Consider the following 12,782-nt stretch of genomic DNA (forward strand, 5'->3'; position numbering starts at 1 on the left):
AGGAATGATGAATCGCAGATATTTCATGGGGCTGTCGCTGGGCGCACTGGCGGCCGGGGCAGCGCGGGCAGTCGACGTGCCGCTGGGCCGCAAGGGGGTGATGCTGATGAATCGCATCGCGCCGTCCCTTTCGCAGCTGATGATCGCCAATCTGGACGGCAGCAGCGAACGCAAGCTGCTGGTCGATACGGGCTATGAATATAATGGATCGCTCTCGCCCGACGGACAGTGGTTGTTGTTCACGTCGGAACGGCGCGGCGACGGGCAATCGGATATCTTCCGCGCGCGGCCCGACGGCACCGGCATCGCTCCGGTCGTCACCACGGACAGCATGGACGACGCAGCTGTCCTTTCGCCCGACGGGCGCACGCTGGCCTTCGTATCGACACGGGACGGCTATCGCGCCAATATCTGGTTGCAGGATCTGTTCACTGGCCGCATCAAGCAGCTGACCGGCGTCGGCGAAGTGCGGGGCACGAAGGATATGCCCGACTGCTATTTCCGCCCGCAATGGTCGCCGGACGGCAAGTGGATCGCCTTTTCAAGCGATCGCAACACGACATGGACCGGCCATGACGGGGGCAGGGGCTGGGAGCATACCCAGGAACTGAGCATCTATGTCATCAAGCCCGATGGCACCGGATTTCGCAAGGTGGCGTCCAAGCCCGGCTATTGCCTCGGTTCGCCTAAATGGTCGCCGGACGGCAAGCGCATCGTCTTTTACGAAATGACGGTCGAGGCGACATGGGGCGCCCGCCGGCCCAATTATGTCGGGAAAGCCTATTCGCAGATTGTGTCGGTCGATGTCGCAACCGGCGAGCGAGTGGAACATACGACCGGCACCGACCTCAAGCTCCAGCCACAGTTCCTGAGCAACAGCGAGATCGGCTATCTGGTGAAATATGGCCCCAATGAAGGGCTGGCCTATACGTCCGATCGCCCCGCAGTGAAACAGGCCTTCATCCGCGCGCCAAGCTGGACCCCGGATGGGAAGTCGGTGATCTATGAGAAGGTCGCGTTCAAGCCGGTGCGTCCGCTCTACAAGCCGCTGTTCAGCTGGGACAAGGATTATGACTATCAGCATGTCGACGTCTTTCCGCTATTGTCGCGGGATGGCTGGATCGTCTTCACCGAAAAACAGCTGGGTAATAGTTCGGTCTGGGTGATGCGGCCCGATGGGTCGGAGAAGCGCAAGGTCTTCGAATCCAGCGGCAACGGCCTGGACGAAAAGAAGGTGCAGATGGGCCTTGCCGGCGCCTTCCAGCCCTGCTGGTCGCCCGATGGCCAGTGGATCGCCTTTGGCCTGGGCTATTGGTTCGCTGAGCGTGACAAGATGACGGCCGCGCTGTGGCGCGTCCGTCGGGATGGCAGCGGCGCGGAGCAGCTGACCGACGGCACGACCCATTCCGGCTTCCCCAGCTACTCGGCCGATGGCAAGGAACTGGTCTATCGCGTGTGGAGCGAGACGGAGAAGGGACTGCGCGTTCTGAACCTCGACACGCGCAAGACGCGGGTGCTGACGCAGGGGATGGACAATCTGCCCGGCTGGTCGCCCGACGGCAAGCGCATCGTCTTCACCCGCAAGCGCGAGGACGGCAATTTCGATATCTACACGATCAAGCCGGACGGCACCGGCCTGTTCCGCGCAACCACCCATCCGTCGAGCGACGGCCATGCGGTCTGGTCGCCGGACGGGCGGATCATGTGGAGCGGGTCTGAACATGGCTTCCGCGACGAGGCTGCGCTCTATGACCAGACCTTCCAGCAATATGGCCAGATCTATGTGATGAACGCCGACGGATCGAACAAACGCCTGCTGACCGACAGCAAATGGGAGGATTCTATGCCGCTCTATTTGAGCGATCCATCCTGATCGTCTGAACGCGGAGAAGGGATTTCAGGCCCCGTTGCACATGGTGTGACGGGGCCTTTGCTGCTTTGCTGCGACAGGGAGTGAGACACATGTTTGCGATTGCGCGATGATGATTGATTTAACATAATGTATATTATCGAGTTATAAATCGGTTTGCCGGAGGGTTGATGAAGCGGCGATGCCTTGCTGGAAAAATTCATTGCCGTTTTGCATCGCAGCATGACAATATTTTTCCTTTCAGTTTATATTTCCGATATATTTTCTCATAAAATCCGCCTGTATCCTCCATTATGAAAAGATCATTTGGCGCTTTTGTAAGATAGTCATCCTATGACGGATGCAGACATCATGCGGCCCGATGACGCGGCGACGGACTGGACCATCGACCAGGCCTGGGACTCTTACAGCCCACAGGACCATGCCATGTGGGACCATCTGTTCGCGCGGCAGGCGAAGATGCTGCCCGACCGCGTCGTGCCCGAATATATGGATGGCCTGGACATATTGCGGATGACCCGGCCGGGCATCCCGAATTTCGAGGAACTGTCCGAACGGCTGATGAAGGCGACCGGATGGCAGGTCGTGGCCGTGCCGGGTCTGGTGCCCGATCATGTCTTTTTCGAACATCTGGCCAATCGCCGCTTTGTTGCCGGGCGCTTCATACGGACGCCCGCACAGACGGACTATCTGCAAGAGCCGGATGTTTTCCATGACGTCTTTGGCCATGTCCCGCTGCTCGCCCACCCGGCCTTCGCCGATTATATGCAGGCCTATGGCCGGGGTGGTTTGCGCGCGGACGGTCTGGGTGCGATCGAGAAATTGGCGCGTCTCTATTGGTACAGCGTCGAATTCGGCCTGATCCGGCAGGATGGCGGGCTGAAACTTTATGGCGCTGGCATCGTGTCGTCGCACGGGGAATCCCTGTTCGCGCTGGACGACCCCTCCCCCAACCGGATCGGCTTCGACCTGCGGCGGGTGATGCGGACCCGATATCGCATCGACGATTATCAGCAGACCTATTTCATCATCGACAGCTTCGAGGATCTCTTGCGCCAGACCGTGGAAACAGACTTTGCGCCCATCTATGCGCAACTCGCCGATGCACCCGATTTCGATATCGACACGATCCTGCCGGACGATCGGGTCCATAATCGGGGTACGCAGGCCTATGCCCGGTCGAAGGCGCTGTCGGCATGACCCTGTTTACCGACACCCAGGACGCCCTGTTCGATGCCCTGCGACCGCAGGCGCCTGATGCCCTGCTGGGCCTGATTACGGCGTTCAGGGCCGATCCGCGCCCGGACAAGATCGATCTGGGCGTCGGCGTCTTCCGCGACGACCATGGCGCGACGCCGGTCATGCGGGCGGTGAAGGCGGCCGAGGCGCGGCTGGTGGCCGATCAGCAGAGCAAGGCCTATCTCGGCGCCGAAGGGGACGCGCGCTATACCGAATTGCTGGCGGAATTGCTGCTGGGGGCCGATGCCGCCGATGAAGAGCATCTGGCAGGCGTGCAGACGCCCGGCGGGACCGGGGCACTGCGGTTGGGTGCAGAACTGATCGCCCGTGCGCGGCCGGATGCGCGGGTTTGGATCGGGACGCCGACATGGCCCAATCATATGCCGATCTTCCGCGCGGCGGGCCTAGCTATCCAGCCGCACGCCTTTTACCATCGCGACACCGGCGGGATCGATTTCGACGCGATGATGGCCGATCTGAGCGATGCGATGCCCGGCGACATAGTGTTGCTGCACGGCTGTTGCCATAATCCGACCGGTGCGGGCTTCGGCGCCGATCAGTGGCGGGACATCGCCGCCTTGTGCGAACGGCGCGGTCTGATCCCCTTCATCGATCTGGCCTATCAGGGACTGGGCGACGGATTGGATGACGATGCCGCCGCGACCCGGACGATGCTCGCCCGGCTGCCCGAAGCGCTGATCGCCTATAGCTGCGACAAAAATTTCGGCCTGTATCGCGATCGGGTCGGCGCGTTGTGGGTGCAGTCCCGGTCCGGCGCCGGGGCCGCTATTGCCAAGGGCAATATGCTGGCGATCGCGCGGGGCCTGTGGTCGATGCCGCCGGATCATGGCGCGGCGGTCGTGCGGGTCATCCTCGACAATCCGGATTTGCGCGCCGACTGGATGGCGGAGTTGGACGCCATGCGTATCCGCCTCAACGGCCTGCGGATGGCACTGAGCGCGTGCCATCCGCGACTGGCGCCTATTGCGAACCAGCGCGGCATGTTCGCGCTGTTGCCGCTCTCCTCCGATCAGGTCATCGCCGCACGGGAACAGCACGGCATCTATATGGCGCCGGACGGCCGGATCAACATTGCGGGGCTGACGATCGATACAATTACCGCTTTCGCGCGCGGGATCGTGCCCTATCTGAATATATAAGAGAGGAATGCAGTCATGCTGGAAGCTCCGGCCAATAACCCATTGGGTCTGAATGGTTTCGAATTTGTCGAATTCACCTCCCCCGATCCGGAGGCGATGGCCCGGCAATTTGAGGAGATGGGGTTCGTCGCCAGCCACCGGCATCCCCGCAAGAATATCACCCGCTACAAGCAGGGCCGCATCAACCTGATGCTGAACCGCGACGATGCCGGCCGCGTTGCCGCCTTTCGCGGCGAACATGGTCCGTCGGCAAGTGCCATGGCCTTCCGCGTCGCCGATCCGCAGGCAGCTTTGCAATGGGCGCTGGAGCATGGCGCGGAACGGACCGAAGAAGACGATACTGTCATCCGCGGGATTGGCGGCTCCTATCTCTATTTCATCCGGGACGGCGAAGACCCTTATGCCGACTGGGCCGAATTCCCCGGCTGGCAGCAAGCGGAGGCGCGCAATAGCGTCGGCCTCGACCTGCTCGACCATCTGACCCATAATGTCCGCCGTGGGCAGATGCGGGTGTGGAGCACATTCTACCGCACGCTCTTCGGTTTCGAGGAGCAGAAATATTTCGATATCAAGGGACAGGCGACCGGCCTGTTCAGTCAGGCGATGATCGCGCCGGACAAGGCGATCCGTATCCCGCTGAACGAAAGCCAGGATGACAAGAGCCAGATCGAGGAATTTATCCGCGAATATCATGGCGAAGGCATTCAGCATCTGGCGCTGACGACGGACAATATCTTCGAGACGGTCGAGAAATTGCGCGCACGCGGCGTACGCCTTCAGGACACGATCGAAACCTATTATGAACTGGTCGACAAGCGCGTGCCCGGCCATGGCGAGGATATGGAACGGCTGCGCCGCAATCGCATCCTGATCGACGGATCGGTCGAGACTGGCGAAGGTATATTGCTCCAGATCTTCACCGAAAATATGTTCGGCCCGATCTTCTTCGAGATCATCCAGCGTAAGGGCAATGAGGGCTTTGGCAATGGCAATTTCCAGGCCTTGTTCGAATCCATCGAACTGGACCAGATCCGGCGCGGCGTGATCACGGTCGATGCCTGAGCAGGACGCCTTGATGTTGGGCGGCTTCGGCAACCATCATGCGAGCGAGGCGATTGCCGGCGCCTTGCCGCAGGGACGCAATTCGCCGCAGCATGTCCCTTATGGCCTTTATGCCGAACAATTGTCCGGCACGGCCTTTACGGCGCCGCGCGCCGAAAACCGGCGAAGCTGGCTCTACCGCATGCGGCCTTCCGCCGCGCACGGGCCATTTCGCCCTTTTGTGCGGGAAATGCTGATCCGGTCCGGGCCGTTTCAGGATGGCCCCGTATCGCCCAACCGGTTGCGCTGGGATAGTCTGCCGCTGCCGGAGGGGGGCGTCGATTTTATCGAAGGGCTGACCACCTATGCCGGCAATGGCGATCCTGTCAGCGGTACGGGCTGCGCCATCCATCTCTATGCCGCGACGGCGTCGATGGTCGATCGCGCTTTCTTCTGCGCCGATGGCGAATGGCTGATCGTGCCGCAACAGGGACGGCTGCGGCTGGTGACGGAACTGGGTGTCCTGTCTGTCGGGCCGCTGGAAATCGCTCTCATCCCGCGCGGGATGCGATTCCGGGTCGAATTGCTCGACGGGGCGGCGCGTGGCTATGTCTGCGAAAATTACGGGGCATTGTTCCGCCTGCCGGAACTGGGACCGATCGGTTCCAACGGCCTGGCCAATGCGCGCGATTTTGAGGCGCCTTGTGCCGCTTTCGAAGATCTGGAAAAACCGTTCGAGATCATTCAGAAATTCCAGGGAAAGCTCTGGTCGACGACGATCGATCACAGCCCGTTCGATGTGGTCGCCTGGCACGGAAATCTGGTGCCGATGCGCTATGACCTGCGCCGGTTCAATACGATCGGCACGGTCAGCTATGACCATCCCGATCCGTCGATCTTCACCGTGCTGACATCGCCCAGCGATACGCCCGGCACCGCCAATATCGATTTCGTGATCTTCCCCCCGCGCTGGACGGTGGCGGAAGATACTTTTCGCCCGCCCTGGTTCCACCGCAATGTCATGAGCGAATTTATGGGGCTCATTCAGGGCGAATATGATGCCAAGGCGGGCGGCTTTGCGCCGGGCGGCGCATCGCTGCACAATAGCATGTCGGCGCATGGCCCCGACCGTGAGAGCCATGGCCGGGCCGTGGCCGCCGACCTTTCACCGCACAAGATCGAGGATAGCATGGCCTTCATGTTCGAGAGCCGCCATTGTTTCGCGCCGACCCGCTGGGCGATCGAAACGCCGCTGTTGCAGAAGGATTATGACGCCTGCTGGCAGGACTTTCCCAAGGCGCAACTGCCGTCCGACCCGGAGCACGGGGCATGAACTGGTGGCAGACGGACGAAACGCATGATCCGGCGCTGACAAGCTGGGTGGACAGCGCGAACGGCCATGTCGACTTTCCGATCCAGAATCTGCCTTTGGGTGTCTTTTCCCCTGCCGATGGCGGCGCGCGTATCGGTGTCGCGATCGGCGACCACATTCTCGATCTGGCGGCCTGCGCTGAAGAAGGGTTGATGCCGCAAGCGGTGGCGGCACTTTGCGGAGACAGCACGCTCAACCGCCTAATGTCGGTTTCTCCTGTCGCGCGAGCCGATCTGCGCAAGGCACTGTCCGTCCTGCTCTCGGAACCAGCGGGACGGAAGAAGGTCGAAGAGAAACTCTACGCCACGCGGGACTGCATGCTCCACCTGCCAGCGGCGATCGGCGACTATAGTGATTTCTATGTCGGCATACATCATGCCAATAATGTCGGGCGGCAATTCCGTCCGGACAATCCGCTGCTCCCCAATTATAAATATGTGCCTATCGGCTATCATGGTCGGGCTTCCTCGATCCGCCCGTCCGGCGTGCCGCTCGTCCGCCCCAGCGGACAGCGCAAGGCGCCCGATGCCGACAGCCCCATTTACGCGGCTACGGCCCGGCTCGACTATGAACTGGAAATGGGGGTTTGGATCGGCGCGGGCAATGAACTCGGTTCGCCCATTCCGATCGCGGAAGCCGGGCATCATGTGGCGGGCCTCTGCCTGTTGAATGACTGGTCGGCGCGGGACCTGCAAGCGTGGGAATATCAACCGCTTGGGCCATTTCTTTCAAAGAGTTTTCACAGCAGCATTTCGCCCTGGGTGGTCACGCGCGAGGCGCTGGCGCCATTCCGCATCGCTCAGCCTGCGCGGCCGGAAGGCGATCCTGCCCCCCTGCCCTATCTGCTCGATGCTGATGATCAGGCGCACGGCGCGCTCGCCATCATGCTTGAAGTGCTGATCTCCAGCGCTGAGATGCGCGCGCAGGGCCGGGCGCCGTTTCGCCTGAGCCATGGCCCGGCAAGCAATATGTACTGGACCATCAATCAGATCGTGGCCCATCAAACCGCCAATGGTTGCAACCTCAATCCCGGCGATCTGCTGGGCACCGGCACCATTTCAGCGCCGACACAGGACGGCTTTGGTAGCCTGCTGGAACTGACGCAGGGCGGGCGCGAGCCGATCATGCTGCCAAGCGGCGAGCAGCGTACCTTCCTTGAGGATGGCGACGAGGTGCTGTTGCGGGCCAGCACATCGGCAGAGGGCTTCGCCTCGATCGGCTTTGGCGCTTGCCGTGCTATAGTTTTGCCCGCGCGATGAGCGAGATTCTGCTCCACAGCTATTGGCGTTCCAGTGCTGCCTATCGGGTGCGGATCGCCCTGAACCTGAAAGGCCTGCTTTATAGGCAGATAACGCATGATCTTCGTGCCGGAGCGCAACGGCGGCACGACTATCTGGCGATCGCGCCGCATGGACTGGTCCCGGCGATCGAATATGAAGGGCGGAGCATCATCGAGAGCATGGCCATATTGGAATGGCTGGAAACGCGCTGGCCGGCTCCGCCCCTTTTGCCCGCCGACCCCGATGAGGCGGCCATTGTGCGGTCAATGGCGGCTTTGATCGGATGTGATATTCATCCGTTAAACAATTTACGTATTCTCAATACATTGCGGGCTGATCTTGCGGCCTCCCCGGGACAGGTTCAGGCATGGGCGTCGCACTGGATCAGCGATGGCTTCGCGGCGCTGGAAACCCTCATAGTCCAGCACGGCGGCGTCTATGCGTTTGGCGACGGTCCGACGCTGGCGGACTGCTATCTCGTGCCCCAGATATACAGCGCACGGCGCTTTGGTGTCGACCTGTCGGCTTATCCGCGCCTTGTCGCTGCAGGAGAGGCTGCCGGTCGCCTGCCCGCTGTCATGGCGGCGCATCCTGACAGGCAACCGGATGCTGATCCGTGAGCGAGGCTGGCGACAGGCTCACCGAAACGCCGGCCGGGGTGCAACTCTGCCGACTCGATACCATCGCAGATCACAGCGCGCGCAATTTCGTCCTGCAAATGCGGGCGGGCCGTTTTCATGGTTTCGTCGTGCGGTCCGGTGACAGGGTGCACGGCTATGTCGACCGCTGCCCCCATGCCGGATTGCCGCTGGCGCAGCGGCTGGATGACTATCTGACGCCTGATGGCCAGTGGATCGCCTGTAGCTGGCACGGCGCGCTGTTCCGGATCGAAGATGGCGCGTGCCGTGCCGGTCCCTGTGCGGGCCAGTCGCTAACATCCTGGCCCGTTGAGATCAGAGGCGAATGGATCGTTACAAGCTGAGCGCTTATCACGGTTAGCGATCAGATCGCATGTTCATCCTCGCTGGTAATTTCAGCGAGCTTGCCTTCGACCACACCCTTGCCCGGTTTGCTCTTCCGGAACGGTTCAAAGCTCGCCCGGCTGGCGTCGAATGTCATGTCCCAGGGGATATTGTCGCCCCGGAAGATCGGCGGTGCATTGTTCGACCAGAGCAGCGAGCCGAAGCGAAAGTCCCAGGCGCGCGGTACCCAATTATCGTCCAGATAATCCGTGTCGGCATGATATTCCGCCTCGCCGGCCTTTCCGGGCATGTCGCAATAATAATAGATGGCGGACGAGATGCGATGGCGCGAAATGCCGCCACTGCTGTTCATGCTGGCATTTTTCCAGCCCTTGGCTTCCATGATGTTGGCGCCCAGCATCACCTCGTCAATATCGTCCATGCCAAAGGCGATATGCATGAATTTGAAATGGTCCGGCGCGATCGGCAGGTCGCAATTTACCCAGAAAATCGAATGATGTTCGAACGTGCCGGGTGCGCGGGCGAATATGCCCGTGCCCTTGCTATGGTCGATATAGCGGAAGCCCAGATGGCGCTCGTAAAATTCGAAGCTGCCGACATAGTCAGGCGAGAAGAAGACGACATGGTTGATCGTCTTGGGAATGGCCCGGCGGCGCCAGATCCTGTGCTGGTTGAGGCGCGGATAGTTGCCGGGCGTATTGACCGGGCTCGTCTCGCTGACCACCGCACGCTTGGCCCAGACCTGCAACGCGATCGGCTGTCCGTCGGGGCACAGGCAATGCACCGCCCCATCGGCATCGCGCCGCACCGCCACTTCGGTCGCAAGGCTGGCGGCAATGCCCTCCAGCACATCCGCATTTTCCACGCCCCAGACGGTTTCCTTCAGGCCGTCGCCGGGGAAGGGATCAGGCGAGGGCAGGCGAGGGTCGCCATGGCGGTATAAGGTGATGCGTGAACCCGAAGGCAGTTCGAATATCGCCTCATCCTCATTTGCGTGGGACAGGGACAAGCCGAAATCCGTCCAGAAACGCTGATGTTCTTCGAGATCGGAAACGCCGAAGACAGCGTTTGCTACGCCCAAAATGCTCATGATCACTCCTCATCCTTCCCTGCTGTTATGAAGAGTGACCCGGTCGCCCAAAAACGCATTTCATGGGACGCAGCTATCTGCGGAACAGAAGGGATAGGAGGAACAGGATCGTCCTGAAGTCCAGCAGCCGAAGGGCCGCGCGGGCTTCGGCCGGGGTCAGCTTCGCCACCATGGGCATGGCGCCGAATATCTTGCCCCGGATGATCAGCGCATTGCCCTCCCGCTCGATCCGGCGCACGGTCATCAATTCCTTGTCCTGCGCGTCCAATATTTTCATGCCTTTGGGCTTCCGGCTCGTCATTGCACGGCTCCTGCGCAAACCTTGTCGAAATCGATGTCCATATCGTCCATCATCTGGATCGCCGTGGCGCGGCCGGCCCCGAAGACGCCGCCGCCCGGATGCATGAACGGCCCGACCAGATAGAGCCCCTCGATCCCCGGCACGCGCAAATGGCCCAGGTCCGGCGTCGGGCGATGGCCGACCGACTGATAGAAGAAGGGCGCACAGCCATGGATATCGCCCTTCAGGAAACTGGCCGGGCTGTCGCGTTCATGGTCCACCGGCGATCGTATCAGCCGTCCGCTGATATTGTCGTCGCTCAGGTTGGAGTAGAATTTGCGATATTGCGCCAGCGCCTTGTCGGCGACCTCCTCCTTGCGCTCGTCCCATGATCCGGGACCGCCGGGATAGAGGTCATAAGGCGCGAAATTCACGCCATAGAAGATGCCGGCGCCGTCCGGCGCACGGCTGGGATCGAAGATCGTATTGTCGCCGCCCGCGATCAGTCGTTCCGACACTTCGCCCCGCCGCAGCTTGTCATATTCCAGCAGCATGTCACGCATGCTGTAGAAGTCCATAAGTTCGGTCATCATGGCGTTGGTGTCGTTGCCGACCTTCAGCTTCAGCCGCTCCTTCAATGTCAAATGGGTCAGATTGATGGAAAAGGTCGACTGGGTGACGCGTTCCGCCCGCTCCAGCACCGGCTCGGGCGTTTCGGAGACGAATTTGCGCAACACATGCGGATGGATCGCGCCGATCACGCCATCCTTGGCATGAAACGTCTCTCCGTCGATCAGTTCCAGCCCGGTTGCCTTGCCACCGGACACGATCACCCGGCGCACCTCGGCATTGCAGCGCACTTCGCCCCCGAAATGCTCGATCGCGCGGACCAGCGCATGGGAGAGTTGCCCCGACCCGCCCTTGGGCATGGAACAGCCATAGGCGTGGATGATGCCGGGCATCAGGAACGCGCCCATGCCGGTGCCCAGTTCGTCGGGCATCTGGAGATTTTCCGTCACCATCCGCACGATGTGCAGACGCAGGAGATCGCTTTCGAAATATTGGTTCACCACGTCCAGCGCGGACCGCTGCATGACATCCAGCAGGAAGCGCCCCTCGTCCGACTGGTCCATCATCGCCACGAAGGCCCCCATCGGGAAAGGCGGCGCGTAGAGTCCGGACATGAACATCGGCAGGGCCGCCATGCTGGCCTGCGCGAATTTGCGATAGGCTTCGGCATCCTTGGGCGAAAAAGCCGCGATTTCCTCGCAGGTCCGGTCCAGATCGCGCCAGGACCGGACGATCGTGCCGTCTTCCCAGATCGAGGCATGGGGCAATTCGGGATAGATATATTCCAGCCCGAATTTCGACAGCAGGCCCAGTTCATCCTGACGCAACATCGGGTTGCCCTGGATCATGATATGCACATTGCTGTGCTCGTCATGCCAGAAGCCGGGCTGGATCAGTTCCCGCGTCGAAACCCCGCCGCCATAATGCGGCTTGCGTTCCAGCACCAAGACCTTCTTGCCGGCCTTGGCCATATAGGCCGCGGCGGTCAGGCCATTATGGCCGCCGCCCATCACGACGATGTCATAGCTGCTCATACATGCTCTCCAAAAAAGGCCCGGAATTGCGCGATGCCCGGCACATGACTGGCGCAGCCGCCATCGGCGACCAGCAACTGCCCGGTGATGTTGCGCGCCGCGTCGGACGCGAGGAAGGCGACCGCTTCGGCAATATCCTCCGGCTCGCCCAGCCGGTCGCGCAGCGTCTCCGCCTCCACCGCCTGCCGCAGCACCGGCGGGAAGGCCTCGCGCAAGGCCGGCGTCAGCGTCATGCCCGGCGCGACGGCGTTGCAACGGATACCCTGCGCCCCATGGCTGGCGGCGATGGAGCGGGTCATCTGGATGATCGCCGCCTTGGACGAACTATAAGCCGCCTGAATCAGATGCCCCTGCAAGGCGAGATTGCTGACGGTATTGACGATATTGCCCTTGCTCTCGCGGAGATGCGGCAGGGCGGCACGACAAGCGATCATCGTCCCGCGCACATTGACCGCATAGGTCCGGTCCCACAGCGCCGTTCCCATATGCTCGATATCGCCATCCTGCTGGGCTATATCGGGGCCAAGCAGGGCGGCATTATTATGCAGGATATCCAGCCGTCCATAATGGTCCGCCACGGCTGCCACCATGGTATGAATGGACTCTTCGCTTTCCAGATCGAGCGGCACGGCGATCGCGCCGGGCAGGCTGTCCGCCAGTGCTCTGGCAGCGTCGATCGCGATATCGGCAATCGCCACCCTCGCCCCGCGCGCCGCCATCAGCCTTGCCGTGGCGGCGCCGATCCCGCCTGCGCCGCCGGTAATGACCGCCACCTTTCCGTCGAGACGGATTGCATCCGACGCCATCGCCCTCTCCTTCGCTTGATCTTCTGGCAAAGCACCATAATGTGCCTGGCAAAGGGG

12 protein-coding genes are annotated in these 12,782 nt (G+C 61.4%); 8 read left to right on the forward strand and 4 right to left on the reverse strand.

From position 1 onward, the window contains the following. Nucleotides 1-4: 4 nt before the first annotated feature. From BMY84_RS08740 to BMY84_RS08775, 8 genes are all read left to right on the forward strand, one after another. Nucleotides 5-1,873 (forward strand): hypothetical protein, encoded by a 1,869-nt coding sequence (locus BMY84_RS08740; RefSeq protein ID WP_218146925.1) that lies wholly within the window; start codon nt 5-7, stop codon nt 1,871-1,873. 330 nt (nt 1,874-2,203) lie between these two features. Further along, the gene (gene phhA, locus BMY84_RS08745) at nt 2,204-3,070 is read left to right on the forward strand and encodes a phenylalanine 4-monooxygenase (RefSeq protein ID WP_093083150.1); all 867 of its coding nucleotides are present in this window, start codon (nt 2,204-2,206) and stop codon (nt 3,068-3,070) included. After that, entirely contained in the window at nt 3,067-4,269 is a 1,203-nt protein-coding gene (locus tag BMY84_RS08750) for an amino acid aminotransferase (RefSeq protein WP_093083152.1), read from the forward strand. Before phhA ends, BMY84_RS08750 begins: the two co-directional genes overlap by 4 nt. 15 nt (nt 4,270-4,284) lie before the next feature. Beyond that, nucleotides 4,285-5,331, forward strand: coding sequence for a 4-hydroxyphenylpyruvate dioxygenase (gene hppD / locus BMY84_RS08755; RefSeq protein ID WP_093083153.1), 1,047 nt, complete (start codon nt 4,285-4,287; stop codon nt 5,329-5,331). A gap of 13 nt (nt 5,332-5,344) precedes the next feature. Beyond that, complete coding sequence (hmgA, locus tag BMY84_RS08760) at nt 5,345-6,643, forward strand: homogentisate 1,2-dioxygenase (protein ID WP_093083413.1); 1,299 nt, start codon at nt 5,345-5,347, stop codon at nt 6,641-6,643. Then, nucleotides 6,640-7,941, forward strand: coding sequence for a fumarylacetoacetase (gene fahA, locus BMY84_RS08765; RefSeq protein WP_093083155.1), 1,302 nt, complete (start codon nt 6,640-6,642; stop codon nt 7,939-7,941). The genes hmgA and fahA overlap by 4 nt, the downstream gene beginning before the upstream one ends. Next, the gene (gene maiA / locus BMY84_RS08770) at nt 7,938-8,582 is read left to right on the forward strand and encodes a maleylacetoacetate isomerase (RefSeq protein ID WP_093083156.1); all 645 of its coding nucleotides are present in this window, start codon (nt 7,938-7,940) and stop codon (nt 8,580-8,582) included. Before fahA ends, maiA begins: the two co-directional genes overlap by 4 nt. Next, a complete protein-coding gene (locus BMY84_RS08775; RefSeq protein WP_093083158.1) occupies nt 8,579-8,944 on the forward strand; it encodes a Rieske (2Fe-2S) protein in 366 nt (121 codons plus the stop codon). The genes maiA and BMY84_RS08775 overlap by 4 nt, the downstream gene beginning before the upstream one ends. A gap of 20 nt (nt 8,945-8,964) precedes the next feature. On the opposite strand, the gene BMY84_RS08780 is transcribed toward BMY84_RS08775, so the two are convergent. From BMY84_RS08780 to BMY84_RS08795, 4 genes are all read right to left on the reverse strand, one after another. Next, nucleotides 8,965-10,035: a VOC family protein gene (locus tag BMY84_RS08780; protein ID WP_093083159.1), complete on the reverse strand. Its 1,071-nt coding sequence runs from the start codon at nt 10,033-10,035 to the stop codon at nt 8,965-8,967. Between the two features lie 73 nt (nt 10,036-10,108). After that, complete coding sequence (locus tag BMY84_RS08785) at nt 10,109-10,336, reverse strand: hypothetical protein (protein WP_093083161.1); 228 nt, start codon at nt 10,334-10,336, stop codon at nt 10,109-10,111. Then, nucleotides 10,333-11,919, reverse strand: coding sequence for a phytoene desaturase family protein (locus BMY84_RS08790; protein ID WP_093083162.1), 1,587 nt, complete (start codon nt 11,917-11,919; stop codon nt 10,333-10,335). Before BMY84_RS08790 ends, BMY84_RS08785 begins: the two co-directional genes overlap by 4 nt. Further along, nucleotides 11,916-12,725, reverse strand: a complete 810-nt coding sequence (locus BMY84_RS08795) for an SDR family NAD(P)-dependent oxidoreductase (protein ID WP_093083164.1) — start codon at nt 12,723-12,725, stop codon at nt 11,916-11,918. The genes BMY84_RS08790 and BMY84_RS08795 overlap by 4 nt, the downstream gene beginning before the upstream one ends. Between the last annotated feature and the right edge of the window lie 57 nt (nt 12,726-12,782).

Source organism: Sphingobium sp. AP50, assembly GCF_900109095.1.
Lineage (GTDB): Bacteria > Pseudomonadota > Alphaproteobacteria > Sphingomonadales > Sphingomonadaceae > Sphingobium.